The 26,401-nt window shown below is 73.6% G+C and carries 24 protein-coding genes and 2 pseudogenes; 14 read left to right on the forward strand and 12 right to left on the reverse strand.

From position 1 onward, the window contains the following. Positions 1 to 164: 164 nt before the first annotated feature. Together ACWEMJ_RS06760 and ACWEMJ_RS06765 are read left to right on the forward strand one after the other, a co-directional pair. Entirely contained in the window at positions 165 to 740 is a 576-nt protein-coding gene (locus ACWEMJ_RS06760) for a TerD family protein (protein WP_452135888.1), read from the forward strand. Between the two features lie 261 nt (positions 741 to 1,001). Further along, positions 1,002 to 1,985 carry an aldo/keto reductase gene (locus tag ACWEMJ_RS06765; RefSeq protein ID WP_452135889.1) on the forward strand — a complete coding sequence of 328 codons (984 nt, stop codon included), beginning with the start codon at positions 1,002 to 1,004 and terminating at the stop codon, positions 1,983 to 1,985. A gap of 174 nt (positions 1,986 to 2,159) precedes the next feature. On the opposite strand, the gene ACWEMJ_RS06770 is transcribed toward ACWEMJ_RS06765, so the two are convergent. The 3 genes from ACWEMJ_RS06770 to ACWEMJ_RS06780 all read right to left on the reverse strand — a co-directional run bounded on the left by ACWEMJ_RS06770 (position 2,160) and on the right by ACWEMJ_RS06780 (position 4,552). Next, on the reverse strand, positions 2,160 to 2,390 hold the full coding sequence (locus tag ACWEMJ_RS06770; protein WP_452135890.1) for a DUF6296 family protein: 231 nt from the start codon (positions 2,388 to 2,390) through the stop codon (positions 2,160 to 2,162). 129 nt (positions 2,391 to 2,519) lie between these two features. Beyond that, the gene (locus ACWEMJ_RS06775; protein WP_452135891.1) at positions 2,520 to 3,419 is read right to left on the reverse strand and encodes a hypothetical protein; all 900 of its coding nucleotides are present in this window, start codon (positions 3,417 to 3,419) and stop codon (positions 2,520 to 2,522) included. After that, a complete protein-coding gene (locus ACWEMJ_RS06780) occupies positions 3,416 to 4,552 on the reverse strand; it encodes an SPFH domain-containing protein (protein ID WP_452135892.1) in 1,137 nt (378 codons plus the stop codon). Before ACWEMJ_RS06780 ends, ACWEMJ_RS06775 begins: the two co-directional genes overlap by 4 nt. 236 nt (positions 4,553 to 4,788) lie before the next feature. Here ACWEMJ_RS06780 and ACWEMJ_RS06785 point away from each other — a divergent pair, with 236 nt between their 5' ends. Further along, the gene (locus tag ACWEMJ_RS06785) at positions 4,789 to 5,541 is read left to right on the forward strand and encodes a ferritin-like domain-containing protein (RefSeq protein WP_452135893.1); all 753 of its coding nucleotides are present in this window, start codon (positions 4,789 to 4,791) and stop codon (positions 5,539 to 5,541) included. 80 nt (positions 5,542 to 5,621) lie between these two features. Here ACWEMJ_RS06785 and ACWEMJ_RS06790 read toward each other — a convergent pair whose 3' ends face one another. Next, positions 5,622 to 6,818 (reverse strand): serine hydrolase domain-containing protein, encoded by a 1,197-nt coding sequence (locus tag ACWEMJ_RS06790; protein ID WP_452135894.1) that lies wholly within the window; start codon positions 6,816 to 6,818, stop codon positions 5,622 to 5,624. A 99-nt stretch (positions 6,819 to 6,917) separates the two neighbouring features. Further along, on the reverse strand, positions 6,918 to 7,550 hold the full coding sequence (locus ACWEMJ_RS06795) for a TetR/AcrR family transcriptional regulator (RefSeq protein WP_452135895.1): 633 nt from the start codon (positions 7,548 to 7,550) through the stop codon (positions 6,918 to 6,920). 111 nt (positions 7,551 to 7,661) lie between these two features. Between ACWEMJ_RS06795 and ACWEMJ_RS06800 the strand changes: the two genes are divergently transcribed. The 6 genes and pseudogenes from ACWEMJ_RS06800 (at position 7,662) to ACWEMJ_RS06825 (ending at position 13,636) form a co-directional block, all read left to right on the forward strand. Continuing rightward, positions 7,662 to 9,218, forward strand: a complete 1,557-nt coding sequence (locus tag ACWEMJ_RS06800) for an acyl-CoA synthetase (protein ID WP_452135896.1) — start codon at positions 7,662 to 7,664, stop codon at positions 9,216 to 9,218. A gap of 54 nt (positions 9,219 to 9,272) precedes the next feature. After that, complete coding sequence (locus ACWEMJ_RS06805) at positions 9,273 to 10,442, forward strand: acyl-CoA dehydrogenase family protein (protein WP_452135897.1); 1,170 nt, start codon at positions 9,273 to 9,275, stop codon at positions 10,440 to 10,442. Positions 10,443 to 10,625: 183 nt separating this feature from the next. Beyond that, a complete protein-coding gene (locus ACWEMJ_RS06810; protein ID WP_452135898.1) occupies positions 10,626 to 11,981 on the forward strand; it encodes an MFS transporter in 1,356 nt (451 codons plus the stop codon). A gap of 108 nt (positions 11,982 to 12,089) precedes the next feature. Then, a complete protein-coding gene (locus ACWEMJ_RS06815) occupies positions 12,090 to 12,338 on the forward strand; it encodes a hypothetical protein (RefSeq protein WP_452135899.1) in 249 nt (82 codons plus the stop codon). Positions 12,339 to 12,451: 113 nt separating this feature from the next. Continuing rightward, positions 12,452 to 12,667, forward strand: a pseudogene (locus tag ACWEMJ_RS06820) (IS701 family transposase); the annotation flags it as partial. 246 nt (positions 12,668 to 12,913) lie between these two features. Beyond that, a complete protein-coding gene (locus ACWEMJ_RS06825; protein ID WP_452135900.1) occupies positions 12,914 to 13,636 on the forward strand; it encodes an SMI1/KNR4 family protein in 723 nt (240 codons plus the stop codon). An 11-nt stretch (positions 13,637 to 13,647) separates the two neighbouring features. Here the strand turns inward: ACWEMJ_RS06825 and ACWEMJ_RS06830 are convergent. Next, positions 13,648 to 14,863: pseudogene (locus ACWEMJ_RS06830) on the reverse strand (MFS transporter). Positions 14,864 to 14,952: 89 nt separating this feature from the next. On the opposite strand from ACWEMJ_RS06830, the gene ACWEMJ_RS06835 reads away from it, so the two are divergent. Continuing rightward, complete coding sequence (locus ACWEMJ_RS06835) at positions 14,953 to 15,714, forward strand: DeoR/GlpR family DNA-binding transcription regulator (protein ID WP_452135901.1); 762 nt, start codon at positions 14,953 to 14,955, stop codon at positions 15,712 to 15,714. A gap of 42 nt (positions 15,715 to 15,756) precedes the next feature. Here the strand turns inward: ACWEMJ_RS06835 and ACWEMJ_RS06840 are convergent, their stop codons facing one another. Beyond that, on the reverse strand, positions 15,757 to 16,632 hold the full coding sequence (locus tag ACWEMJ_RS06840; RefSeq protein WP_452135902.1) for an NAD(P)-dependent oxidoreductase: 876 nt from the start codon (positions 16,630 to 16,632) through the stop codon (positions 15,757 to 15,759). A gap of 169 nt (positions 16,633 to 16,801) precedes the next feature. Here ACWEMJ_RS06840 and ACWEMJ_RS06845 point away from each other — a divergent pair, with 169 nt between their 5' ends. Then, on the forward strand, positions 16,802 to 17,119 hold the full coding sequence (locus ACWEMJ_RS06845; protein ID WP_452135903.1) for a DUF6191 domain-containing protein: 318 nt from the start codon (positions 16,802 to 16,804) through the stop codon (positions 17,117 to 17,119). Positions 17,120 to 17,157: 38 nt separating this feature from the next. Next, positions 17,158 to 17,478, forward strand: coding sequence for a hypothetical protein (locus ACWEMJ_RS06850; protein WP_452135904.1), 321 nt, complete (start codon positions 17,158 to 17,160; stop codon positions 17,476 to 17,478). Positions 17,479 to 17,499: 21 nt separating this feature from the next. Here the strand turns inward: ACWEMJ_RS06850 and ACWEMJ_RS06855 are convergent, their stop codons facing one another. Continuing rightward, complete coding sequence (locus ACWEMJ_RS06855) at positions 17,500 to 17,913, reverse strand: hypothetical protein (protein WP_452135905.1); 414 nt, start codon at positions 17,911 to 17,913, stop codon at positions 17,500 to 17,502. A 374-nt stretch (positions 17,914 to 18,287) separates the two neighbouring features. On the opposite strand from ACWEMJ_RS06855, the gene ACWEMJ_RS06860 reads away from it, so the two are divergent. Further along, positions 18,288 to 18,632 (forward strand): hypothetical protein, encoded by a 345-nt coding sequence (locus tag ACWEMJ_RS06860; protein WP_452135906.1) that lies wholly within the window; start codon positions 18,288 to 18,290, stop codon positions 18,630 to 18,632. A 233-nt stretch (positions 18,633 to 18,865) separates the two neighbouring features. On the opposite strand, the gene ACWEMJ_RS06865 is transcribed toward ACWEMJ_RS06860, so the two are convergent. The 3 genes from ACWEMJ_RS06865 to ACWEMJ_RS06875 all read right to left on the reverse strand — a co-directional run bounded on the left by ACWEMJ_RS06865 (position 18,866) and on the right by ACWEMJ_RS06875 (position 22,632). Continuing rightward, the gene (locus tag ACWEMJ_RS06865) at positions 18,866 to 19,771 is read right to left on the reverse strand and encodes an SGNH/GDSL hydrolase family protein (RefSeq protein ID WP_452135907.1); all 906 of its coding nucleotides are present in this window, start codon (positions 19,769 to 19,771) and stop codon (positions 18,866 to 18,868) included. A gap of 345 nt (positions 19,772 to 20,116) precedes the next feature. After that, complete coding sequence (locus tag ACWEMJ_RS06870; RefSeq protein ID WP_452135908.1) at positions 20,117 to 21,262, reverse strand: glycosyltransferase; 1,146 nt, start codon at positions 21,260 to 21,262, stop codon at positions 20,117 to 20,119. Then, a complete protein-coding gene (locus tag ACWEMJ_RS06875; RefSeq protein WP_452135909.1) occupies positions 21,259 to 22,632 on the reverse strand; it encodes a glycosyltransferase family 4 protein in 1,374 nt (457 codons plus the stop codon). The genes ACWEMJ_RS06870 and ACWEMJ_RS06875 overlap by 4 nt, the downstream gene beginning before the upstream one ends. Before the next feature lie 445 nt (positions 22,633 to 23,077). Here ACWEMJ_RS06875 and ACWEMJ_RS06880 point away from each other — a divergent pair, with 445 nt between their 5' ends. Then, on the forward strand, positions 23,078 to 25,810 hold the full coding sequence (locus ACWEMJ_RS06880) for a TIM-barrel domain-containing protein (protein ID WP_452135910.1): 2,733 nt from the start codon (positions 23,078 to 23,080) through the stop codon (positions 25,808 to 25,810). Between the two features lie 85 nt (positions 25,811 to 25,895). Here ACWEMJ_RS06880 and ACWEMJ_RS06885 read toward each other — a convergent pair whose 3' ends face one another. Further along, positions 25,896 to 26,318 carry an avidin/streptavidin family protein gene (locus ACWEMJ_RS06885; RefSeq protein ID WP_452135911.1) on the reverse strand — a complete coding sequence of 141 codons (423 nt, stop codon included), beginning with the start codon at positions 26,316 to 26,318 and terminating at the stop codon, positions 25,896 to 25,898. Positions 26,319 to 26,401: the final 83 nt, after the last annotated feature.

The raw sequence follows: 26,401 nt of genomic DNA on the forward strand, positions 1-26,401 counted from the left end.
GCGGTGCGGTGCCGCTCTCGGGGGTGGGCGGCGCGAGGGTGGATTCCGTCCTGATCTACAGTGCTGTAGATTCAATCCTCGGGGCCTGGGCCCGCGGACGCGCCGGGGGCCGGCCGCCGGGCCGAACTGCCGGGCCCGGTACGGGGATACCACAGGAGGGCAACATGGGAGTCTCGCTCGCCAAGGGCGGAAACGTCTCGCTGACGAAGGAGGCCCCGGGGCTCACCGCCGTCATCATCGGCCTCGGCTGGGACGTCCGGGCCACCACGGGCGCCGACTTCGACCTCGACGCCAGCGCGATGCTGTGCAACGAGGCGGGCCGGGTCCTCAGCGACCAGCACTTCGTCTTCTACAACAACCTTCGCAGCCCCGAGGGTTCGGTCGAGCACAGCGGCGACAACCTGACCGGTGGCGGCGACGGCGACGACGAGCAGATCAAGGTCGACCTGACGGCCGTCCCGCCGCAGGTCGCGAAGATCGCCTTCCCGGTGTCGATCTACGACGCCGAGCAGCGCCGGCAGAGCTTCGGCCAGGTCCGCAACGCCTTCATCCGCGTCGTCAACGAGGCCGACGGCAGCGAGGTCGCGCGCTACGACCTGAGTGAGGACGCGTCGACCGAGACCGCGATGGTCTTCGGCGAGCTCTACCGCTACGGCACCGAGTGGAAGTTCCGCGCCATCGGCCAGGGTTACGCCTCCGGCCTGCGCGGCATCGCGCTGGACTACGGCGTCAACGTCTGACGCTCCGGGCAGGTCACCCGTCCGATCGCAGCGGCCGCTGTGCGCTCGGACGACGAGCGGGGACAGCGGCGACGGCAGCGACAGCAGTGCCGGGGCAGGGTCGGATCCGGGGGGTCCGGCCCTGCCGCCGTTCCCGCTCCGCCCTGTGCCGTCGGGACCGCTCCGGTGCGGCCGCCGGCAACTGCGGAGCGCCGCCCCGGGGTTGCGGGGGCGGGAGTGTCGGGGGTTGGGCGGCAGCGGGCGGTGTGGCAGGCTCGGCGCATGGAACAGCGTGTACTTGGCCGGACCGGGCGTCCGGTGTCGGTGGTGGGTCTCGGGACGTGGCAGCTGGGCGCCGACTGGGGCGTGGTGCTGGAGGACGACGCACTGGCGGTGCTGGACGCCGCCGCCGACGCCGGGGTGACCTTCTTCGACACCGCCGACGTCTACGGGGACGGCCGCAGCGAGCAGTTGATCGGACGTTTCCTGAAGTCCCGGCAGGGCGACGGCCTGACGGTCGCCACCAAGCTCGGACGCCGGCTGCCGCAGCTGCCGGAGAACTACACCCTCGCCAACTTCCGCGAGTGGACCGACCGTTCGCGCCGCAACCTGGGCGTGGAGCGGCTCGACCTGGTGCAGCTGCACTGCCCGCCGACGGCGGTCTACTCCAGTGACGCCGTGTTCGACGCGCTCGACACCCTGGTCGAGGAGGGCCGCACCGCCGCGTACGGCGTCAGCGTGGAGACCTGCGCGGAGGCGCTGACCGCGATCGCCCGGCCCGGCGTCGCCAGCGTGCAGATCATCCTCAACCCGTTCCGGCTGAAGCCGCTGGACGAGGTGCTGCCCGCCGCCGAGAAGGCCGGCGTCGGCATCATCGCCCGCGTGCCGCTGGCGTCCGGCCTGCTGTCCGGGAAGTACACCAAGGAGACCCTGTTCGGCGCGGACGACCACCGCACCTACAACCGGGACGGCTCCGCGTTCGACCAGGGGGAGACCTTCTCCGGCGTCGACTTCGCGACCGGCGTCGAGGCCGCCGACGAGTTCGCCCGCCTCGCCCCGCCCGGCGCCACCTCTGCGCAGACCGCGCTGCGCTGGATCATCCAGCAGCCCGGCGTCACCACCGTCATCCCCGGCGCCCGCAACCCCGCCCAGGCCCGGGCCAACGCCGAGGCGGCCGCGCTGTCGCCGCTGCCGCCGCAGACCCTGGCCGCCGTCCGGGACCTGTACGACCGCCGGCTGCGGGCGCAGGTGCATTCGCGCTGGTGATGCGCGGGCTGCGGGCCGGGTGGGCAGGCGCTTGCCGGCGGGAACGGGTAAGCGCTTTCCCGGTGGAACGGGAAAGCGCTTACCGATTCCGGCGCGTGCTCATCGACGGAACGGGAAAGCGCTTACCGATTGGGTTCGGTAAGCGCTTTCCCGTTGCCGGTCGGGACGTCGCGGTCAGGGCAGCGGCTCGGCGTGCATGGGCGTTCGGGGGGTCTGGTGGCCGCCGCTGGCCATCATCCGGACCTCGCCGGCGTCGCTGATCTCGGCCTGCACGATGCCGGACGCGTCGGCGTACACCGGGTGCCCGCCGGGGCCGCGGGTGCCGGTTGCCTCGACCACCACCACGTCCTGTTCGGCGTGGCCTCCGGTCTCGCCGGGGAAGGTGAGAGCGAATCGTCGGGCCATGGCCGGACCTCCTTCCCGTTGTTCGTTCCATCGTAGGCAGCGCCCGGCTCGACGGTCGCTCCCGGACGGCGGGCGCCGAGCGGGGAGGCGGGGCGCGAGCGGGTGCTGCCCGGGGCCCGGCGGGCGCGGTCAGGCCAGCAGGTGGAGGCGTTGCGCGGCCGGGCCGAGGCGGACGGTCTGGCCCCAGGTGAGGTGCAGCGCGTCCGACTCGATGCCGTCGCCGAAGGCCACCAGCCGCTCGGACTCCACGGTGAGGGTCAGTCGCTGGTCGGCGGTGAGCAGGCCCTCGACCCGGGAGGTGCCGGTGACCGGGGACGGCCAGGCTTCGCGGACGAACCAGGACAGCCGCGGCTCGGTCGGCCCGGGCAGGGCCAGCCGGCTGGAGCGCTCCAGCCACGCCGAACGGCACCACCCCGTCGCGCCGGTGCCGGTGCCGACCAGCACCCCCGAGGAGGCCTGCGACTCCGCGTCGCCACCGGGTGCGGCGAGCCGGTAGCGGGCGGTCTGGTGGCCGGCCTGCCCGAGGTAGATCTCGTTCAGGGCCAGCAGCCGCTGGGTGTCGTCCGCCACTGCCTCCACCATGGTGCGCGCCTCCAGCCGCCCGTCCGCGCCCGGCCCGACGGCCGCCCGCAGCAGCGACCCGGCCCGCCCGGCGCGGTGCCGGACCAGCACGCCGGGGTTGCGGCCCGGCTCCGGGTCGATGCCGATCACCGGCTGCCCCGCCAGGTACTTGGCGGTGTTGGCGACCAGCCCGTCCGGCCCGACCACCACCACCAGGTCCTCGGGGCCGAACAGGAACCGGTCCAGGTCCGCCCGCTCGACCCGGGTCTGCCGCCAGTCCAGCGGCACCGCCGCCGACACCTCGGCCAGCGCACCCCGGGCCAGGTCGTGCCGTCGCTCCGCCTCGTCGAGCGAGCGGCCGCGCCCCGCGAGGAAGAACTCCGCCTGGCCGCGGGTGCCGTGGTGGGCGATCAACTCCTCGAACTCGGTGCGCCGGTGGACCAGCACCACGCGCGGCGCGAGGCTCACCGGCCCGGCCGATCCGTGCGCCCGGCGGTTTTCGTCGCGGGGTGGGCGGCCGGGGCGGCGGCGAGGTCGGCCGCGGGGACGGGGGCGGTGGCGGTGGGCGGGCCGGCCGGGGTGGACAGCCGGGTGAGCAGGCCGGTCAGCACGTCCGGGGTGAGGGTGATGCTGTCGATCCGCGGCAGGTGCTCGGCCAGCCGGATCAGCGCCAGGGCCTGCAGGATCTCCGGTCCGACCTGCTGGTGCGCCGTCAGCCAGGCCGCCTCGGCGGCGGCCTTCGCCTCGCCCAACGACCGTGCGGCCTCGGCCTGTTGAGCCGCCATGGTGCCCGCCGCCTCGGCCTCCGCCACCGCCAGGCGGGTGCGGCGGACGGCCTCGGCGTCGGTGCGCACCGCGTCGGCGGCCGCCTTCTGCTCCGCCTCGCGGCGCGCGTTCGTGCCGTGCTGGGTCACCAACTCCTCTTCGCGGCGGGCCAGTTCGATGCGGCTGGCGAGCTCGTTCTCGGCGATGGCGCGCTCCCGCTCGACCGCGACCGCGCGCCGCTCGTAGGTCGCCCGGTCCGCCTCCTGCTGCACCTGCTCACGGGCCGGGGTGCGCAGCGCCCGCTCCAGCTCGGCCTCCGGGCGGACCGCCGTGACGCGGACCGCGAGCACCGTCAGGCCGATCTCGCCCAGCCGGGGTTCGGCGGCCAGCCCTTCGGCGATCCGTTCGCGGACCGCCGCCACCCCGTCGACCAGCGTGTCGGCCAGCGGAGTTCGGGCGATCAGCTGGAGCGCGTGCTGCTGGGCGGTCTCGGTGAGCAGGGTGGCGAGCTGGGCGAGCGGCTCGGCCCGCCAGGCGCCGGTGTCGGGGTCGATGCCGAAGTCGAGACGCGTGGCGGCGACCGTCGGGTCGCTGATCCGGTAGGTGACGGTGGCCTGCACCGCGAGGTCCTGGAAGTCGGCCGTCCTGGCGTGGAACATCATCGCCAACTCCCGGTCGTCCGCAGGCACTTCGGAGATGGCGGCGGTGAGCGGCCGGAACCAGAAGGCAAGCCCGGTGCCCTCGTGGGCGGGCCGCCCGCCGCGCAGGTGGCGGATGTGGCTGGTGGGCGCCGAGCGCAGGTGGCGGAAGCCGAAGCGGCGGGTGATGTCGGCCATGGGAGTCGCGACCGTCCTCTCTTTTCGTCGCTTCGACGATAAGGCCGCACGGCGCTTGTCGTCAATACGACGAAAAGGGGGGTCGGGGGTGCGCGGCCCGGCGTCCGTTGATTTGAACGCGTTCAGGAGTGCGGTAGCGTACTGATCGTGCGCTGCCGATCGCGGCGTTCATTCCGGTGTGCCCGCAGGTGGGAGCTGCCGCGGGCACAGCACCGACACGAGGGTGGGGCGGAGCCATGTCCGAAAGCGAATTCGTCAACTGGGTCGCGGAGTTCGAGGCGGAGAAGGCCCGACGGGCGCGGACGGCGGACCCCGACTGGAGCCGGGGCGCCGGGCTGGCGGCGGAGGTCGCGCGGAGCCTGCAGAAGTTCCAGGTCGGCGAGAACGGCGACGGGGCGAACCTGCGGGCCAAGGCCGACCGGGCCGGCGACGCCGCGTACTCGGCGGCGGTGCGACTGTTCATCGACGAGGAGCGCAACCACGCGCGCCTGCTGGCCGAGCTGCTCGGCGCCGCCGGCCACCCGCTGCTGAACGGGCACTGGAGCGACCGGATCTTCGTCCGGGTGCGCCGACTGCTGGGCCTGCGCACCGAGTTGATGGTCCTGATGGTCGCCGAACTGGTCGCCGTCGAGTACTACCGCAGCGTGCGCGACGGCCTCGCCGACCCGCTGACCCGCGAGGTCACCGACCGCATCCTGCGCGACGAGCGACGGCACATCCCGTTCCACGTCCTGCGGCTGCGCCACTCCTTCGCCGAACTCCCGGCCGCTGCCCGCCCGTTCATGACCCTGGCCTGGCTGCTCCTGGCCTCTTCCGGCGCCCTGTTCGTCGCCGTCGACCACGGCCCCGCCCTGCACGCCGTCCGCGCCACCCGCACCCGCTTCCTGCTCGCGGTGGCCCGGCACGCCTGGACCGTCGGCGCCCAGCTGTCGACCGCCCCCGAGGGGCGGGCCCCGGCGCCGGATCCGCTCACCGGCCGGGCGAATTGACGCGGAGGCCGGTTCGCGGTGCGGTGAGGTCACGCACCGCCGACCGGGGCCGGGCACACCGCACACGAGTGCACCCGCCGCTACCGCCCGCGGGCGGTCAGGTGGTCGCCGATCGCCAGGAAGGCCTGCACGAGTGGGACCTGACGGACGGCCGGGGAGACGACCTGGGAGGCGTAGTGGACGACCACCAGGTCCAGCGCGGGGCTGATGAAGAGCCGCTGGCCGTGGATGCCGCTGGCCATGAACGAGCCGTACGGGTCGTTGGGGATCCACCACAGGTCGTGGTACGACAGGGTGGCCGGTGCGTCGGCGGGCGCGGCGGGGAAGCGGACGCGGCGGGGGTAGCCGTCGGGGACGCCCGAGACGATGGTCGAGGCGACGGCCTCCGGGATCACCTGCCGGTCGCCGACGGCACCGCCGCAGCGGATCATCTCGCCGAGCCTGGCCACGTCGCGCGCGGTGGCGCTGAACCCGCCGCAGGCGGCCTCGATCCCCTCGGCGTCGACGGTGTAGTAGGCGTCCTCCTGCGCGCCGAGCCGGGACCAGACCGTGTCGGACAGGTGCGCCGAGGTGGTGCTGCCGGTGACGCGGCGCAGGACCTCGGCGAGGGCCTCGACGTTGCCGTTCTCGTAGCGGAACTCCTCGCCGGGCGCGCCCGTGGGCCGGGCCGTCGCGAGGTGCTCGCGGATGCTGCCGGGCCCGCTGTAGCCGAAGGGCCGCAACTGGGGTGCCAGGACGGCGAAGTAGCGCTGGGCCTCCAGTGCCTTGTCGTAGGGGCGGCCGGCGTAGCTCATCCGGGTGCCCATGTGGAGGAGGTGGTCGACGGTGGCCTCGCCGAAGGCGGTGCCGGCGAGTTCGGGGACGTACTTCACCACCTCGGCGTCGCGCTCCAGGCGCCCTTCGTGGACCAGGGTGGCCGCGAGCAGGCCCAGATAGGACTTGGCGGCCGAGGCGTTGAAGTGGGGCACGTGCGGTTCGTAGCCGTGCAGGTACTGCTCGTGGACGAGCACGCCCCGGTGCAGGACCAGCAGGGCGTCGGTCTCGGCCTCCGCGAGCAGTTGCCCGAGGCCGAGCGGGCGGCCGCCGGGGCCGGTGAAGGAGAAGCCGTCGAGGGCCCCGGGCGGTGCGGTGGGCAGCTCCCGCGGGCCGTCGCCGCCCCGCCGGACGGCGCGGCTCGGCAGGGTCTCGCGGCCCGCGGTGGTGTGGCGGCGGACCCAGGCCGGATCCGTGAAGCCGCGGGCCCACGTCAGGTCGGACAGGGGCGGCATGGTGGTCATACGACAACTCCGCTCGGCGCGCTTCCAGAGGCCGTTACCGTACATCGTGTTCGGTAAATCAACCAGAGTCGCGGGGAGCGGACCGGCGCGGACGAGTGCCTACGGCGCCAGGTCCATGGCCCCCGGGGCGTCCGAGGGGGCCAGTCCGGTGGCCCACACCCGGCCGTAGACGGACAGGTCGCGCAGGTGGGCGGTGATCTCGGCGGAGCTGTAGCCGGTGCCGCCCTCCACCCACCAGGACAGCAGGCCGACGAGTTCGCCGGTCCAGGCGCGCGCGACGAGGTCGAGCGGGATCCTCGGCGTCACCCCGAGCTGCGCGGCCCGGTCGCGGAACGCGGCCTCGGCGCGGGCGCGGATGAGCTCGGTGAACTCCCGCAGGGCCCGCCCGTCGCCCTCGCCCCGCAGGATCACCTGGTAGACCGGCCGCTCCTGCTCGGCGTGTTCGAAGATGTACTTCACCGGCAGCCCGGTGAAGCCCTGGGCGTGCGCCGGGCGCACCGCCGGCAGCAGGCGCTCACGGTCTTCGGCGAGGTCGCGCACGATGCCGACGAGCAGGTCCTCCTTGTCGCGGCAGTGTGCGTAGAAGGTGGCGCGGCCGACGTCCGCGCGCTCGGTGATGTCCTCGACCGTGATCGCCTGGAACCCCTTCTCCAGGGTGAGTTCCACCAGGGCCTGGCGCAGCGCGGCGCGCGTGCGGCGGACGCGGCGGTCTCCCGCGGGCTTCGTTTCCACGTTGTCTTCCTTCTGCTCCGGACCGTTGACCTGACCCTAGCGCTGCCCTTAGGTTGCCGGACACCAAGCTACTTTCCGAACTAAGTGTTCGGAATCTTCATGGAGGTGCCCATGAACCTCGGGCGGTACGTGCGTCGGACGGCCGGCCATCACCCGGACGCCGAGGCCCTGGTCTGCGGCCCGGTCCGGCTGACCTACGCGGAACTCGACGACCGGAGCGACCGGCTGGCGACCGCGCTGCGCGGGACGGGGCTGGAGCGGGGCGACCGGGTCGCGACGCTCTCGGCCAACCGCGCCGAACTCGTCGTCACCGAGGTGGCGCTGTACAAGGCGGCGCTGGCCCGCGTCCCCGTCAACGCCCGCCTGGGCGACGCCGAGGTGGCGCACCTGCTGCGCGAGTCCGACGCCCGGGTCCTGCTGACCGACGCCGACCACCTGGAAACGGTCCGCGCGGCGCTCCCCGGGACGAACGTGCAGACGGTCCTGTGCTACGACGGCCCGAGCGAGCTGGGCCCGGGCTACCCGCGGACGCTGGCCGACACCGTCCCCGAGGCGGTCGACGTCGAGTGCGACGAGCGGGACACCGCCGTGCTCCACTTCACCTCCGGATCCACGGGCCGGCTCAAGGCCGCGGTGCAGACCTACGGCAACCGGCTGGCGCTGATGCGCAAGTCGGTGATGAACGCGGACACCCGGGTCGGCCCCGGAGAGGGCCAGATCCTCGCCGGCCCGGTGACCCACGCCTCCGGCATGCCCCTGATGGGAGTCTTCTTCGCCGGCGGCCGCGCCATCGTCCTGCCGCGCTGGGACGCCGAGGAGTTCCTCGCCACCGTCGAGCGGGAGCGCGCCACCCACGCCTTCGTCGTGCCGACCATGCTCAACACGGTGCTCGCGCTCCCCACCGCCCGCGACTACGACCTCTCCAGCCTGCGCCAGCTGATCTACGGCGCCGCACCGATGTCCCCGTCCCGCATCCGCGCCGCCTGGGACCTGTTCGGGCCGGTGCTCTCGCAGGGGTACGGGTGCGGGGAGACGACCTCCGGCGTGCTGTTCCTGTCCACCGAGGACCACCGGCGGGCGATCGAGGGCGAGGACGAGGAACTGCTGCTGTCCTGCGGGCGCCCGCTCGCCGAGGCGGACGTGCGGATCGTCGACGAGAGCGGCGCCGAGGTGCCCGACGGCGAGATCGGCGAGATCGCCGTCCGGGGCCCCGACGTCGTCCCCGGCTACCACAACGAGCCCACGCTGACCGCCGAGTCCTTCCGCGACGGATGGTTCCTCACCGGAGACCTCGCCCGCCGCCGGACGGACGGCTACGTCTTCATCGTCGACCGCCGCAAGGACATGATCATCTCCGGCGGGTTCAACATCTACGCCGTCGAGGTGGAGTCCGTCCTCCACCAGCACCCGGACGTCTACGAGGCCGCCGTCGTCGGCGTCCCCGACGAGCGGTGGGGCGAGGCCGTCAAGGCGGTGGTCGTCCCGCGCGACGGCGCCGCACTCACCGAGGAACAGCTCACCGGGTTCTGCGCCGAGCGCCTCGCCCGCATGAAGAAGCCCCGCTCGGTCGACTTCGTCACCGCACTGCCGCACAACCCCAACGGCAAGATCGACCGCCGGGCGATCCGAGAACCGTACTGGGCGGGCGCCGAGCGCCGCGTCCACTGACCCGCCCGCCGCGACAGCGGCGGCAACCGAGCTACCCGGAACAGGAACCGCCCCATGCCCTACACCCTCACCCCCTCCTACGACGACAACCCCCGCCTCCAGGGCCTGGTCGTGCGGCTGCGCGGCTACCTCGCGGACGAGCTGATCCCCTACGAACGCGAGCACGGCATCACCCCCGAGAGCCGGCTCGACCGCGCCACCCTCGAACACGTCTGGAAGCGCAGCGCCGAACTCGGCTTCTACGGCATCAGCCTGCCGCCGGAACTCGGCGGACAGGGCTTGACCCTCACCGAACTGTGCGCCCTGAAGGAGGAGTTGACCGCCTCCGGGGCCGCCCTGTCGCACTCCGTCCTCGGCGACCTGGGCGGGCCGCTGCGGGTGGGCGCCATCGTCAAGTACGCCACCGAGTACCAGTTGGAGCGCTACCTCCTGCCGGTGGTCCGCGGCGAACGCGCCTGCTGCTTCTCGCTCACCGAGCAGGACGCCGGATCCGACGTCCGGCGCATGAGCACCACCGCCACCCCCGACGGCGACGGCTACCTCCTCAACGGGCACAAGGTCTTCAGCTCCGCCGCGCCCTTCGCCGACTTCGCGATCGTCGTCGCCCGGATGGCCGGCCCGGACGAGGCCTACAGCGCCTTCCTGGTCGACCTCGACACCCCCGGCTGCCGCGTCCTGGACGGCGAAGTCCCCATGTCCGGCCAGCAGATGGAGGGCGACCTGCTCCTGGAGGACTGCCGCGTCCCGGCGGCCAACCTGCTCGGCGGGATCGGCGAGGGCCTGCGCATCGGCATCGGCCGCGTCACCCTCAACCGGCTGCTGCACTGCCCCTCGCTGATCGGCGCGGCCCGGCGCGCCTGGGACCTCTCGGTGGCCCACTCCAAGAACCGGGTCGCGTTCGGCCGGCCGCTGCTCGCCCTCCAGGCCATCCAGCACAAGCTCGCCGAGATGGCCACCGACATCCACGCGGCCCGCTCCATGGTGATGGCCACCGCCGCCCGGGCCGACGGCGGCGCGAACATCTCGGTGGAGGCGAACATGTGCAAGCTGTTCGCCTCCGAGGCGTGCTTCCGGGTGGCGGACCAGGCCGTCCAGATCCACGGCAAGGACGGCCTGACCCGGGGCCACGAGGTCGAACAGATCTTCCGCACCCTGCGGATGTTCCGGATCGTCACCGGCACCACCGAGATCCACAAGAACGCCATCGCCAAGGCACTCGTCTGACCGGCCCCGCCACCCGGCACCCTGCACCGCGCCCGCACCCGTGAGCCGCGGCCGCCGCCCGTGAGCCGGGGCCGCCGCCCGTACGCCCGACGGCCGGCGGCCCCGGCAACGGCCGGACCCGGCACCCGGCGGGTCCACCGACGTCACGACCCCCTGCTCCACCCCCACCCGCAGGAGTCACCCATGGCACCCCGCCCCCTCGCGCCCCCGATCGACCGCACCGGCGCCCCGGCCGCCGACCCCCCGTACGACCGCCGCCGCGCCTGGCTGGTCACCGCCATGATCGTCGCCTTCATGGTCGTCAACTTCGCCGACAAGTCCGTCCTGGGCCTCGCCGCCGTCCCGATCATGGACGAGCTGGACATCGACAACAGCACCTACGGCCTGATCTCCAGCGCCTTCGCCCTGCTCTTCAGCCTCTCCGGCCTCCTGGTGGGCTTCCTCTCCACCCGGATGTCCAGCCGGATGCTCCTGTTCGCCCTGACCCTGCTGTGGGCCGTCGCCCAACTGCCGGTCCTGCTCTCCGCCACGGTGCCCGCGCTGATCGCCGGCCGCGCCCTCCTCGGCGCCGCCGAGGGCCCCGCCGCGTCCATGTCGATGCACGCGCTGTACAAGTGGTTCCCCCCGTCACGCCGAGGCCTGCCCTCGGCCCTGCAGATCGGCGGCGCGGCGCTCGGCACCCTCGTCGCGGCCCCCGTCCTCACCTGGATCATCACCGGACACGGCTGGCGCTCGGCCTTCGCCGCCCTCGCCGTCGTCAGCGCGCTCTGGGGGCTGCTCTGGTGGCGCGTCGGCCACGACGGCCCCTTCGACCACACCCGGGCCGCCCCCGCCGACGGCACCCCGGGCACCGGCCCGCGCCGTCTGCCGTACCGCCGGCTGCTCACCACCGGCACCGTGCTCGGCAGCATCTCCAGCGCCTTCGGCGCCGCCTGGGCGCTCTCCCTCAGCCAGGCCTGGCTCCCCGCCTACCTGCGCACCGAACTCGGCCTGGCCCCGAACGCCGCCGCCACCGCGATCAGCGCCGTCTCCGCCTTCGGTCTCCTGCTGCTGCTGACCGTCTCCCCGCTGATGGACGCCCTCAAGTCCCGCGGGTGGTCGAGCCGTTGGTCGACCGGCGCGACCCAGGGCCTCGCGGTCTGCGCGGCCGGCTGCGCGATGGCGGCCTTCCCCTTCACCGACGCCGCCGTGCCGCGCCTGATCCTGATCGCGTTCGCCTTCGGGGCCGTCGGCGTCGCCATCCCGCTGCACTACATGACCACCGCCGAGGTCGTCCCGACCGCCCAGCGGGGCGCCCTGTTCGGCATCGTCGCCGCCACCGGGACGCTTCCCGGCCTCGCCGCCCCCTTCCTCACCGGCCACCTCCTCGACACCGCCGACGACCCCGGCACGGGCTACCGCACCGCCTTCCTCGTCGCCGCCCTGGTGATGACGGCGGCGGGAGCACTCGCGGTCGTCGCCATCCGTCCCGAACGCGACGCCCGCCGCCTGGGCCTGGAACCACAGCGCCCGGCGGCCCCGAGCACACCCGGACACTGACGGCCGGTTCGCCCCGCCCGGGCCCGTTCGGGCGGTGCCCGGAAGGCCGGCCAGTACTCCAGTGCGACTTCGCGATCATGTCGGTCTCCCGCTCTACTGTGGCTGGCCATGGGTTACGACGTACACATCACGCGGTGGGTGAACTGGTGGGTCGAGGAGGGCCGGGACATCAGCACGGTGGAGTGGGAAGCGGTGGTCGCTGCCGATCCCGGTCTCGCGGCGGTTCCGATGTGGTGGAACGCCGGGCGGATCGTGTCCAAGAACCCGAGCGACGCGGTGATCGCGAAGATGCGCGAGGTTGCGAAGCTCCTGGATGCCAGGGTTCAGGGCGACGACGGTGAGTACTACGACACCTGACGCATACGGCCGCCGCGAGATGACCAAGGGTTGTGTGGACTCTTGAAGATCGCTCGGTGGCCGCGGGCCACAGCGTAGACCCTGCACGATGGCGGGCGTTGTTCGACCAGGCCATGGCGCGGATCGCGGGCCTGTTCGGGCGGGTGGAGCCAAGAGCAACAGCCCGCGTCTGTCTGCTCGGGTTGCTGTCCGGGACCGAGCGCAAGAGCTGCCGGCGGCCGGCCGAGCACGCCGGTCCTGCCCGCCCCGGGCCGATGCAGCGGCTGCTGCGGCCTGCCCGCTGGGATACGGGCGCGGTGCGCGACGAGGTCCCCCGCTACGTCGTGGACCAGCCCGACCTCATCCTCTCCTTCCACGACCTGTGCCTTGCAGAAGCCGGTGACGAGTGGTTCATGGGACAGATCGACACCGATGGGTCTGTGGTCTGCTGGGCTTCCTACGGTCCTGACCTGGCCGAAGCCATCCGTGGACTGTGAGCTGTCAGGCAGCGAGACCGATCACTTTCGCAACAGGCCCTCGCCGGCCCGGGTCCAGCGGTTCGCCGCGCGGTGGTGGGAGGCGGTAGCGTCCGCGGTATGTCCGACGGTCCCGATGCGGCGACGGCTCTGCGCGGCGGGGTGCGTAGCCGCTCCGACGCGTGGGGGTTCGTGCGCTGGTTCGCCGACGCCTGGACGGGCCGTCCGCTGGGCCCGCAGGACGGTTGCACCGCAGCGGAGTTGGCGGCTGCGGAGGCCGATCTGGGATTCGCGCTGCCGGCCGCCCTGCGCGAGGGCTACGCGCTCCTCGGCCGTCGGGACGACCTGACCCGGCAGCAGGACCCGCTGGTCGAGCTGTCCGGCCTCCACGTGGAGGACGCCCTGGGCGGCGTCCTCGTTCACCGGCGCGAGAACCAGGACTGCGCCTCCTGGGGAATCCCGCTGGCCCGGATCGAACAGGACGATCCCCCGGTGGTGGTGGAATCCGACCGGGGGTGGATTCCCTTCCTCGACCGGATGTCCCTGGCCTGGGTGGAGCTGGTGCTGAGCGAGTCGCTCTTCGCGGCGGGCCACCGTTACGACGCCTGCGAGCTGCCCGACGCGCTGCTGCCGGACCTCCACGCCCGCTATGCCCGGGTCGACCTGCCCGACCACCCGATGTGGGCGAGCCGCGACGACTCGCCGATCCGCTGGTACGCGGCCCCCGGCCGGCTGCTTCGCCGGGACGGCCTTGAGGACCGGTCGTGGATCCACGCACGCGGGCGCACGATCTCCGATCTTCGGACCATCCGTGCGGACCTCCCGGGCCCCTGGGTCCGCTGAAGCCGCGCCGCTCAGGTTCCCGCGAGGTCGGCGGGGCCGGACGTCGTGGGGCCCGGGCGCGGGGAGGGGGTGCGCAGGGCGGTGGCGGCGGTTGCGGTGGCGGCGCAGAGGAGGGTGAGCAGCAGGAAGGCGTGGTTGAGGGCGGTGAGGCGGGTGAGCCAGCCGATGACGGCGGGCCCGGCGAGCATGCCGAGGTAGCCGAGTCCGGCGACGCGGGAGACGTTGGCGCCCGCGGCGGCGGGGTCGGCGTGGCCCGCGGCGCTGAAGAGCTGGGGGACGCAGCCGGACAGGCCGAGGCCGAACAGCGCCCAGCCGACGAAGGCGGCCCACACCCACGGGGTCAGGGCGGCGGTCGTGATGCCGATCGCGGCGGTGGCCGCGCCGTGCCGCAGGACGGCCATCGAGCCGTAGCGGCCGGCGAACCGGTCGGCGAGCAGGCGTCCGACGGTCATCGCGGCGGCGTAGGTGCCGTAGGCGAACGCGGCCGTCCCGGCGGGTGCGCCGAGGACGTCCCTGAGGTGCAGGGCGCTCCAGTCGTTGGCGGCGCCCTCGGCGAGCATCACCATCAGCGCGAGGACGGCGAGGACCCGGATCCGGCGGCGGACCCCGGCAGTGTCGGCAGCGGGTGCGGAGGTGCGCGCGTCGGCGACGTCGTCCGGCGTCGCGGTGGCGGGCAGCAGGCTGCGGGCGGCCAGGAGCGCGGTGGCGAGGCCGAGCACGCCGAGGACCGCGAGGGTGACGGCCGGGCCGAGGCCGGCGGCAGCGCCCGCAGCGGCGGCCAGCGCGGCGACCACGCCGCCGACCGAGAACGTGGCGTGGAAGCCGGACATCACCGGCCGCCCGTACGCCCGCTCCACGTGGACGGCATGGGCGTTCATTCCGACGTCCAGGCAGCCGTTGGCGAAGCCGAAGACCAGCAGCGCGGCAGCCAGCGTCCACACGTCCGGCGCCAGGCCGGGCAGCACCAACCAGCGACGCCGCGCACAGCGCGCCGGAGGCGGGGACGACGGTGCGGGCGCCGAGACGGTCGGTGAGCCGCCCCGCCGCGCGCATGCCGCCGAAAGCGCCGAGCCCGAGCAGGACGAGCAGGCCGCCCAGGCCCGCGTGGCTGATCCCGACCCGGCTCTCGACGGCGGGGATGTGCACCACCCAGGCGCCCATGAGGGTGCCGCACAGGACGAAGTAGACGTAGGTCGCCACGCGGGCGGCCCGGAGCGAGCGTTCCATGCGTCCGACCATAACGAACAATTCTGTTGTTCGAAACGCGGGATGCGAACATTGTAGATGTTCGGTTCGGGGTGCGGTTCAATCTCTGTATGAACACCGCGGAGCGCCACGCCCTGATCGCCCAGACCGTCCAGGACGTGGGCAGCGCCACCGTCCTCGAACTCGCCGAACTCACCGGCACCTCCGAGATGACCATCCGGCGCGACCTCGACGCGCTGGCCGCGCACGGCGTCCTGGAACGTTTCCGGGGCGGCGCCCGGACCCTGCTGCTGCGCGGCGAGGAACCGCCCTTCGCCCTGCGCGCCCGCGAGGCGGTCGATGCCAAGCGCCGCATCGCCGCCGGGATCTCCGCGCTCATCGCCGACGGCGAGACGGTGCTCCTCGACAGCGGCACCACCTGCCTGGAGGTCGCCCGCCTGCTGCGCGAACGCCCCGTCACCGTGATGCCGCTCTCGCTGCCCGCCATCCACGTCTTCGGCGACACCCCCGGGCCCGCGGCCCTGCTCGTCCCCGGCGGCCGGCCCCGCGCCACCGAAGGCGCCCTCACCGGCCCCCTCGCCCTCGCGTCGATCTCCGCGCTGCGCTTCGACACCGCCGTCCTCGGCTGCTGCGCCCTCGGCGCCGCCGACGGACTGACCGCCTACGACCTCGACGACGCCGCCATGAAGAAGGCCGCCATGGCCGCCGCCCGCCGCACCCTGGTCGCCGCCGACGGCGGCAAGCTCGGCCGGACCGCCTTCGCCCACGTCGCGCCCGCCGACCGCTTGGACACCCTGGTCACCGACGACGGCGCCCCCGCCGACGAGATCCACGCGCTGCAGGCCGCCGGCACCGTCGTCGTGCGCGTCTGACGTGCCGGGGCTCGGGCGGCCCCGTGCCGACCTGATGGAGCGTCAGAGTGCCGCGCGACTACGGGAAGTGGTGGAGATCGCGGCGAGGTCGCTGTCGCCGTGGCCGTGCGCGATGGCCTGGAGCAGGGAGTCGCGCAACAGGGAGGCGAGGGGGAGCGCGACGTTGGCGGCGGCGGCCGTGTCGAGGGCGAGGTTGACGTCCTTGAGGCCGAGCGCGAGGCGGAACCCGGCGGGGTCGAAGGACTGTTCGGTGATCATCGCGCCGTAGCCGGAGTAAACCGGACCCGGGAAAAGGGAGTTGGTGAGGACATCGAGCAGCGCGGCCGGGGCCAGGCCGTTCGCCTCGGCGAGGACGGCGGCCTCGGAGAACGCCTCGATCGCCGACACCAGAAGGAAGTTGGCGCTCACCTTCGCCACGTTCGCGGCCGCCGGGTCCTCGCCGAGGTGCCAGGTGTGCCGACCCATCGCGTCGAACAGCGGTGCCACCCAGTCGAGTTCGGCCGCCGGCCCGGACGCCAGGATGTTCAGGTTCCCGGCCGCCGCCACGTCCACCCGGCCCAGCACCGGCGCCGCGATGTACCCGAGTCCGTGCTGCGCGTGCAGGTTCGCGGCGCGGCGCGCCAGCCCCGGCGAGACGGTGGCCATGTTGACGTGCACCGCCGCCCGCGCCGACGACAGCAACTCCTCGGTCAGCAACAGGCGTTCGACCACCTGGTCGTCCGCCAGCATGGAGATCGCCACCTCCGCGCCGAACGCCTCCGCCAGCGTTTCGGCCGCCGTCGCGCCGTCCGCGACCAGCTCCGCCACCGGCTCCGGCGACCGGTTCCACACCCGCACCGTGTGCCCCGCGTTCAGCAACTGCCGAGCCATCGCCCGGCCCATCGCGCCCAGACCGACGAAACCGACGTCCATGCTCACTGCCTCCAGCCAAGGGGGTGCGGACGGGGTACTCCGAGGGCGATGCTACGACGGCCGTTCCCGGTTCCGCCGGTGCGGCGCGGCGGCGCCGGGCCCGGGGGCGGCTTCCGGACCGAACAGGAGGCTCAAGTCCCTGTCCGGGAGACGGCCGGGCGGCGATACTGGCCGCATGGGGTTCATCGTCTTCATGACGCTGCCGGGCCTGGTACTGCTGCTCACCGCCCTCGCGGTGGTCGACCAGGTGCTGCTGCGCGCCGGACGCGCCGGCCTGCTGCCCTGGCGTCCCGGCCACCGGCAGGGCCAGATCTCGGCGACCGGCTTCGAGCAACTGCACGCCCAGTTCTCGGCGGGCAAGCAGAACGAGCTCAAGGAACGCCAGTCGGCGCTGATGCTCCGCGACGAGGACGAGGACGGCGCCCCGCCGAACCGCAGCCGGATCGACCTCGCGCGCGGCTCGGCCGTGATCAGGCTGCCAGAATCCTCCTGAACGGCGAGTGATCGTTTCTCCGAACGGGTGGGCAGGGCATGAACTGGTACGGCGTCCGATGCGTGTTCAAGTGGACCGCCACGGAGGGGCCCTCCTACGAGGAGCGCATCACCCTCTGGCGGGCCTCGTCCGCCGAGGACGCGATCGCCCGCGCGGAGGCAGAGGCCGAGACCTACGCGGCCGAGAACAGCGTCGAGTACCTCGGTTTCGCGCAGTCCTACCGCATGGTCGAGGGCGATGGCGCAGCCGACGCGCCGGGCGTGGGCACGGAGGTGTTCTCGCTGCTGCGAGACAGTCCGCTGGAGCCGGACGCGTACCTGGACGCCTACTTCGACAGCGGCACCGAGCGGCAGCAGTAGGGCGGGCGGCGAGGTCGCCGGCTACCGTGCGATGTCCCTGACGAGCAGGGCGAGGCGCTCCCAGTGGATGGCTGCGCGGTCGCTGGTGGAGCCGATGACGGAGATGAGGCGGGCGGCCGGTGGCCGGTCGTGCGGGGCGATGTGGTCGGGGAGCGCGGTCAGGAGTTCGTAGGCGGGGCGGTTGCTGACGGACCGGGCGATGTCGGATGCCGGGATTCGGGCCGCGTTTTCGGCGTCAGCGGGTGGCGAGGCGTCGAGGGCGAGCCGCACCGCGCCCATGCAGATGATCAGTCGTACGTCTTCGGCGGTCGTTTCGGCATCGAGCTGCCAGATCTCGCACCGGCGCATGAACCTGGCGCGGGTGGCCGGGGCTTCCAGTGCGGCCGACACGATGCGGACGGCGGCGCGGCGGCAGGACTGCCAGAGCGGCGTCATCACGCTCTCCTCCCTTTCGACGAAGTATCGGGAGTCGGCCCGCCGACCACAAGAGGCGTTGCAGGGCGGGACTTTGGTGCGGTCGGTGGTGTGCGACGGACGGCCGGTGGAGGGGCGTCGGTGTCCTCGGGGGCGTGGCGGGCGTGGCGGGCGAGGGCGGCGGAGGGTGCGCCGACAGCGGCGGGGCTGGAGGCGGTGCTCGGGTGCCCCGGCGGGTGGTGATCGTCGAGGGGGCGCCCGGCTGGTGGAGCGGGCGGAGTTGGCGCGGGCCACGGTGGTCGGTGACGAAATCGCCGAGTTGGCACGGGCGTTGGCGATCGTGGACGGCGGTGCCGGTGACACCCTGCGGGTGTGTCGGGTGGCCGACGATCCTGGTGTACGACGGTGACGGGGAGCAGACCGCCGGCTGGACGCTGCACCACCGGAGGGGTCTGCGGGCGTTCGGTGACTGCGATGCCGATCTGCGGGACGGCCCGGCCCTCACCGAGTGGCCGGCGGCGCGGGGGTTGACCGGATCCCGGGAGATCCAGCCGGAGTTGGCCCGCGCAGCGGTTGCAGAGTCGCCCGGAGCAGACCGGGAAGTCTGGTCGGACCGCCTTGGCGAGGCCGAGGTCCGGCTTGCCGCAGGTCTCTTGGAGCTGCTGCCCGATGCGACCGAGGGGATTCGCCGAACGGCTGACGTGGGCCGGGGTGGCCGCGCGGGGAGAGTGGTGGGCTGAGGTGGTGCGGCCGCGCGATCCAGGAGTGGCTGCTCGCGGGGAGCCCGGATCTCGTTCTCGTCGAAGCTCCGGCGAATCGGGCTCAACTCGTCGGTGCGGCAGGGTTGTTCGCGTCCTTCGAGTGGGCGGGGGGCGCGGGGAGGGGCTGTCGGGGGCCGGTGGCGGCCGGGCTTGCCGAGCACATTCGGGCCGTTCGGACCGACGCCATGCGGTACCCGGCTCGATCACGGCTACTACGGTGCCGGGTGAGTCGAACTGCCTTGTGCCGCAGTGGAGTTCTTGTCGGCGACGGGCGGGGCCGGTCGTGGGGTGCGGTCGGGGGCGGTGAGGCGGTGGATGATGGCGGCGACGGTCTGTGCCTCGGCCCGGTCGAGGCGGCGGGACGAGCCGCGCAGCAGGTGGCGGGCCTCGATGGCGGCGAGGGCGATCAGGCCCGGGAGCAGGTCGGTGGAGCGGGCCGAGACCCAGCGGGTGCCGCGCGTGGCCATCCACCACAGGTCCGAGCCGGGGCCGGGAGCGGGGGTGGTCAGTTCGGCGGGCGGCGGGCCCACCGGGTGGCCGGCTTCGGCGAGCAGGGTGTGGAAGCCGCGCGCGATCAACTGGTGGCCGGCGGCGCTGGGATGCAGCCGGTCCACGCTCAGAAGGGCGCGCTGCTCGGTCCACGGCAGGTCCACGAGGTGCAGGTGCACCGCGTGATGGTGTTCGGACAGCGCGTGGACCACCGCGTTGACCCCGCGCATCCGGCGCGCCAACGGACGGGCGAGCGGCGCCGGCAGCCGCAGCAGCCGACCGGGGTCGGGCAGGCAGGCCGTCAGCGGGACGGTGCCTGCGGCCGTCAAGGAGCCGAGTACGGCGGCGAATTGGCGGGCCGTCCGGTCGAGGTCGAAGGTTGCGCGCAGGGTGTCGTTGCCGCCTGCCACCACGGCTGCGTACTGCGGGCGCAGCGCGAGGGCGGTGGGCAGCTGGGAGACCAGCAGGTCGCGGCTGAGCGCACCGCTGGTGGCGAGGTTGCGGAAGTCCACGGGGTGCGGGGAGAGGCTGGGCGCGAGCAGCCCGGCCCATCCCCGCCAACCGCCGGGAACGGGGTCGCCGACGCCCTCGGTGAGGGAGTCGCCGAGGGCTGCGAACCGTACCGTCATCACGTCCCTCCGGAGGGGTCGGGTGAGAGTGGATTGCGCGGGGGCGGAGCATGGAGTGCGGCTTGGGGGCGCGGAGTCGAGGCCTGCCAGATGGTGGCGATGGCCGACGTGTGCTGCCGGGGGCGGTGGGTGAGGAGCAGGCGCTTCTGCGCTGCCTCGCGGGGCGGATCACCCTCGCGTTCGCCCTGGCGGGAGGGCGAGGCCGGGAGACCGGGTCGAGTGAACGGGGCTGGGGCGAGCGGGAGTTGAGTGTGTCGGCTGCGCGGGTGTCCGCTCGTTCCGGTCGGGGCGTTCCTGTGTTCGTCGTGGCGGCAGATGGCGGACGGCGGGGTGCCGAGGTGCAGGTCAGGGGCTGGGCACGACGGCGGGTGCGGCGTGTGCGGTGAGGAAGGCGGTGGTGGCCGCGTCCCAGCCGAACTCCTCGGCGCGGGCGCGGGCGGCGGCGCGGCGGTCGGGTTCGGGGCGGGCCAGCAGCTCCGTGATCGCGTCGGCGAATCCGGGGCCGGTGTCGGGGGCGGCGATGCCCGCGTGGCCGACGACCTGGGGGAGTGCGGAGGAGCGGCTGACGGCGACGGGGGTGCCGCAGGCCAGGGTTTCGAGTGCGGCGAGGCCGAAGGTCTCCACCGGGCCGGGTGCGAGGACCGCGTCGGCGGTCGCCAACAGGGCTGCCACCTCGGCGCGTTCGGCGAGGTGGCCGAGGAACCTGACGGGAAGGCGGAGTTCGGCGGCCTGCCGCTCCAGCCGGCGGCGCAGCGGGCCCGTCCCGGCGACGGCCAGTACGGCGGGGACGCGGTGGCGTCGGCGCAGCTCGGCCAGGGCGTGCAGGGCCCGCTCAGGCCGCTTCTCGGCGGACAGCCGCGAGCACATCACCAGCAGGACCTGGTGCGGATCGGCCAGCCGGGCCCGCAACGCCGGGTCGTGGCGGCTGGGGTGCATGGTGTCCAGGTCGACGCCCAGCGGCGCCTGGACGAGGTTGTCGGCGCCGATGCGTGCGAACTCCGCGGCTGCCCAGGCCGTCGTGCACAGCACCGTGTCATAGGCGTGCGCGGTACGGGAGTTGAGACGGTCGGCGAGGCTCCGTGCGGTGCGCGGCGGCAGGCCCCAGGTGCCGAGGACGCCGGTGGCGCTCTCGTGCGAGACCATCATCGACCGCACCCCGTGCGCCCGGGCCCAGGCGCCCGTCCAGCGCAGGGTGGTGCGGTCGGAGACCTCCAGCCGGTCCGGGGCCAACTCCGCCAGGACGGCGGCCAGTCGGCGACGGTCGCGGAGCACCCGGTAACCGCCGCTGCCCGGTACCGGGGGGCCGGGCAGGGTGATCACCCGGCCCTGCTCGGTCCACTCGTCGCGGTGGTCCGGACCGGGGACGATCAGCACCGGCTGGTGCCCGGCGGCCAGGTAGCCCGCGCCGAGGTGGCGCAGCGCGGTGCGCAGGCCGCCGGAGACGGGGGTGACGAAGTTCGCCACCCGGACGATGCGCAGTGCTCTGTTCACGCCGGCTGCTCCTCGACCAGTTCGCCGGCGGGCGTCGCCTCGGCCGGACGGGGAACGGGTATCGGCGCCGGCACGCCCGGCCCCTCGCCGGAGGCGGAGGCGGTGGCGGCGGGGGCAGTGGCGGCAACCGGGGTGGTGGCAGCGAGGGGGGCGGCAACGGGAGCGGAGCGGCGGGCCCGAGCGGAACGGGAAAGCGTTTTCCCGTTGGTTTCCGGAGCCGCCGGCGACCGGTCGCGGTACTCGGCGAGGACGTCCTCGTAGTGCTGGAGGAGCTGGTCGCCGACGGCCTCCCAGGTGCGGTCGGTGACGTCGGCGCGGCCGGCCGCGCCGTAGCGGGCGCGGAGGTCGGGGACGGCGGCGAGGGTGGCCACGGCCCGGGCGACGGCTGCCGCGTCGCGCGGGGCGACCAGCAGCCCGGTGCGGTGGTGGCCGACCAGGTCGAGGGGGCCGCCGACGGCGGGGGCGACCACGGGGACGCCGCTGGCCATCGCCTCCTGGATGGTCTGGCAGAAGGTCTCCAGCGGGCCGGTGTGCACGAACACGTCCAAGGAGGCGAAGCAGCGGGCGAGTTCGGCTCCGGTGCGGCGGCCGAGGAACACCGCGCCGGGCATCGCGGCCTTCAGCGCGGGCCCGCTCGGCCCGTCGCCGATCACCACCACGCGCACGCCGGGCAGCCGGGAGGTCTCGGCGAGCAGGTCGACCCGCTTCTCCGGGGCGAGCCGGCCGACGTAGCCGACCAGCACCTCGCCGCCGGGGGCGAGGGAGCGGCGCAGCGCCTCGTCCCGGTGGTCGGGGTGGAAGCGCGCGGAGTCGACGCCGCGCGCCCAGATCCGGACGTTGCGCACGCCGTGCGCGGTCAGGTCCTGGGCGGCGGGGGTGGACGGGGCGAGGTTGCGCGCGGCGGCGCGGTGCACGGCGCGGATCCGCGCCCAGGCGAGCGCGGAGCCGACTCCGCGGCCCATCCGGTAGGCCTGCGCGTACCCGGCCAGGTCGGTCTGGTAGACGGCGACCGTCGGCAGGTCGAGGCGCTCGGTGATCCGGGCCGCGCGCGCACCGAGGACGAACGGGCTGGCGAGGTGCACCACGTCCGGACGGTGGGCGGTCAGCGCGGCGGCGAGCCGGCGGCTGGGCAGGGCGATGCGCACCTGCGGGTAGCGGGGGAGCGGGACGGAGGGAATGCGCACCACCGGCAGCGGTTCGTGGTCCGGGCCGAAGGACTGCGGCGGGCAGTGCGCGCCCCGGGCCGGTGCGGGCGTGATCACCAGTGGCTGGTGACCGCGCCGGACGAGGTGCTCGGCGGCCCGCAGCACGCTGTGGGCCACGCCGTTGACCTCGGGCGGGAAGGACTCGGTGACGATGGCGACTCGCATGCCAACGTTGTGGCCAAGCCGGGCGTGCGCCCGGACAAAGGGATCTTTCGCGCAGGCGAACGTCTGCCGCCATTTCCGCACGCGAGGGTGGCGTACTCGGTCGAGGTCGGAGCGACTCGCGCACACGGCCGGAGCGGTTCGCGCAAACGGTCGGCGCGATGTGCGCAAAGCTGCGCGGAATGCGGCTTGAACGAAAGCTTGACGGCATGTCGGGTTGCTGCTGCGATGTGTACAGGTCAACTCGCCGGATCGGCCCCCACCCCTCAAGCGCACGGCCCCGCAAGCGACTTGACGCACCTCGGCCACCCCCGTCCGGCCCGGCGAGGCACCAGCCACCGTCCGTCCCGCCCGCACAGGAGGAATCCCGATGCGCCCCGCACCACGGACCCCGCTGCCCGGACCCCGAGACGCCCGCCGACGCTCCACCGCGACCACGCTGGTCCTGATGCTGCTGGCGACCCTGTTCGCCGTGGCCGGCCCCGCGACCGCCGCCCGCGCCGGCACCGCCGGCAACGCCACCGCCATCACCCGCACGGGCGACGTCTTCACCGTCGCCACCTCCGGCGGGGCCGCCGCCCGGATCCAGTGGGCCCGCGCCGACATCTTCCGGATCTGGCTCTCGCCCAACGGCGCGTTCACCAACGACCCGGCCGGCAGCGACCTCGCCGTCACCACCGCTTTCGGCAACGTCGGCGCCACCCTCGTCGACGCCGGAAGCCACTGGCGCATCGACACCGGCACCGTCGCCCTGCGGATCAACAAGACCCCGCTCACCTTCGCGCTCTACCGCGCCGACAATGCCACCCTGCTCTGGGCCGAGTCCCAGCCCACCAGTTGGACCAACAGCCAGACCACCCAGTACCTGACCCGGGGCCAGGACGAGCAGTTCTACGGCACCGGCCTGCACCTCGGCGAATGGGCGCTGCGCGACAAGACCGTCCCGATCGCCGTCTCCAACCAGTGGACCGAGAACAGCAACGCCAGCCCCGCCCCGTTCTACATGTCCACCAACGGCTACGGCGTCATGCGCAACACCTGGGCCCCCGGCAGCTACAACTTCGGCGCACCCACCCAACTCACCCACAGCGAAAGCCGGTTCGACGCCTGGTACTTCGCCGGCAACTCGCCCAAGGACGTCCTGAACGCCTACACCGACGTCACCGGCAAACCCTTCCTCGCCCCGATCTGGGGACTCGAACTCGGCAACGCCGACTGCTTCAACGCCTCCAACCCCGCCTACACCGGCGACCACAACCGGCCGCGCCACCAGACCACCCCCGACGTGGTCGGCTACGCCGCCGACGCCCGCGCCGCCGACATGCCCTCCGGCTGGTTCCTGCCCAACGACGGCTACGGCTGCGCCTACACCGACCTGCCCGCCACGGTCGCCGGCCTGAACGACCGCGGCTTCCACACCGGACTGTGGACCTCCACCGGCCTGAGCAGCATCAACTGGGAAGTGGGAACGGCCGGTTCGCGCGCCGTCAAGACCGACGTGGCCTGGATCGGCGGCGGCTACAAGAGCGCGTTCACCGGCGTCGATCAGGCCGTGGCCGGCATCGAGGGCAACTCCGACGGCCGGCGCTTCGTGTGGACGGTGGACGGCTGGGCCGGCACCCAGCGCAACGCCGTCGTGTGGACCGGCGACACCCACGGCAACTGGGACGCCATGCGCTGGCACGTCCCGTCCATCGCCGGCGCGGGCCTGTCCGGCCTCAACTACGCCTCCGGGGACGTCGACGGCATCTACGACGGCAGCCCGCAGACCTACGTCCGCGACCTCCAGTGGAAGGCCTTCACCCCGGCCTTCATGACGATGTCCGGCTGGGGCGCCACCAACCCGGCCACCGGCTACCACGACAAGCAGCCCTGGCGGTTCGCCGACCCCTACCTGTCGATCAACCGCACGTACCTCCAGCTGAAGATGCGGCTGATGCCGTACATGTACACCATGAGCCGGGTCGCCACCGACACCGGCGTCCCCGCCACCCGCGCCATGGTGCTCGAATACCCCCAGGACCCGGTCGCACGAGGCAATCTGACGAGTGGTCAGTTCATGGCCGGCGACTCCTTCCTGGTCGCCCCCGTGGTCAGCGACACCACCGTGCGCGACGGCATCTACCTGCCGGCGGGCGACTGGACGGACTACTGGACCGGAAGGACGTACACCGGACCGGGCTGGCTGAACGGCTACAGCGCGCCGCTCGACACCCTGCCGCTGTTCGTCAAGTCCGGTGCCGTCGTGCCGATGTGGCCGCAGATGAACCACAGCGGCGAGAAGCCCGTCTCCACCCTCACCTGGGACGTCTACCCGCGCGGCAACTCCTCCTTCACCCTCTACGAGGACGACGGCACCACCCGCGCCTACCAGGGCGGCGCCTACTCCCGCCAGCGGGTCGACGTCACCGCGCCCAGCAGCGGCTCGGGCGACGTCACGCTCGCCGTGGCCGCCGCGAACGGCAGCTACAGCGGACAACTCGCCGCCCGCGACCACGAGTTCACCGTGCACGCCGCCGCCGCGCCGAGCAGCGTCACGGTCGGGACGTCCACCCTCACGAAGCTGACCGGCAAGGCCGCGTACGACGCCGCGAGCACCGGCTGGTACTTCGACCCCGCCGACCGCTCCGGCACCCTCTGGATCAAGGCCGGCAACCACCCCGTCACCAGCGCCTTCACCGTCACCGCGACCGGCCTCACGCTGCCCGCCGGAACCCCCGTCAGCGCCAGCGGCCCCATCCCGCAGGCGAGTTGGAAGGTCGTCTCCGCCGACAGCCAGGAGACCTCCGCCGAGAACGGCGCCGCGGCCAACGCCATCGACGGCAACGCGGGCACCATCTGGCACACCCAGTGGTCCGGCACCGCCGCCCCGCTGCCGCACGAGATCCGAATCGACCTCGGCGCCCGCTACAGCGTCGACGGCCTCGGCTACCTGCCCCGCCAGGACGGCGGCGTCAACGGCCGGATCGGCGCCTACGAGGTCTACGTCTCCGACAGCACCACGACCTGGGGCGCCCCCGTCGCCACCGGGACGTTCGCCGACACCGCCACCGCCAAAACCGTCGACTTCCCTGCGAAGAACGGCCGCTACCTGCGCCTGAGGGCCCTCGGCGAAGCCGGGAACCGAGGACCGTGGACCAGCGCCGCGGAACTCACCGCCACCGGAACACCCCTGCCGTAGCCGGGAGTTCGACGCATCGTGCCCGCCGCGCCCCCTACTGTGGGGGCGCGGCGGGCACGAGTCGGTCGAACCGCCGGGAGCGCGGTCAGGGCACCGGGTGCGGCAGCGGACGCGCCAACTGCCGCACCTCCTCCAGCCGCGCCGGATCGGGCTGCTGCCGGGTGAACAGGTCGTGCCCGACGACCGTCGACTCCCACTCGTCCGGGGCCTCCGCCGACCGCGTCAACAGCCACGCGGCCGAGATCCACTCCGCGCCGTTCCGCTGGTACTGGCCGCTCCACGACGTCACCGAACCCGCGTCACCGAGCTCGTTGTGCCACGCCACCGTCCAGCCCACCGCCGTCCCGTGCCCGGCCTGCGCCGGCGCCACCAGCCGTCCCACCAACGGATACGCGCCGCTCGCCCGACCCGTCGCCGAGACGTACGTCCCGGTCAGCGACCCGTCCGGACCCGCCACCAACCGCATGTGCGAACCCAGTTCGCTGTACCAGTCGCCGGTGATGCCCACGCTGCTCCTCCCACCGCCCTGACCGCCGCCACCGCGCCCGGCCCGGGCGCGCCAGCCCCCACTGTGCCGCCCCCGACCGCCCG

The sequence above is a fragment of the Kitasatospora sp. NPDC004531 genome (genome assembly GCF_053602195.1).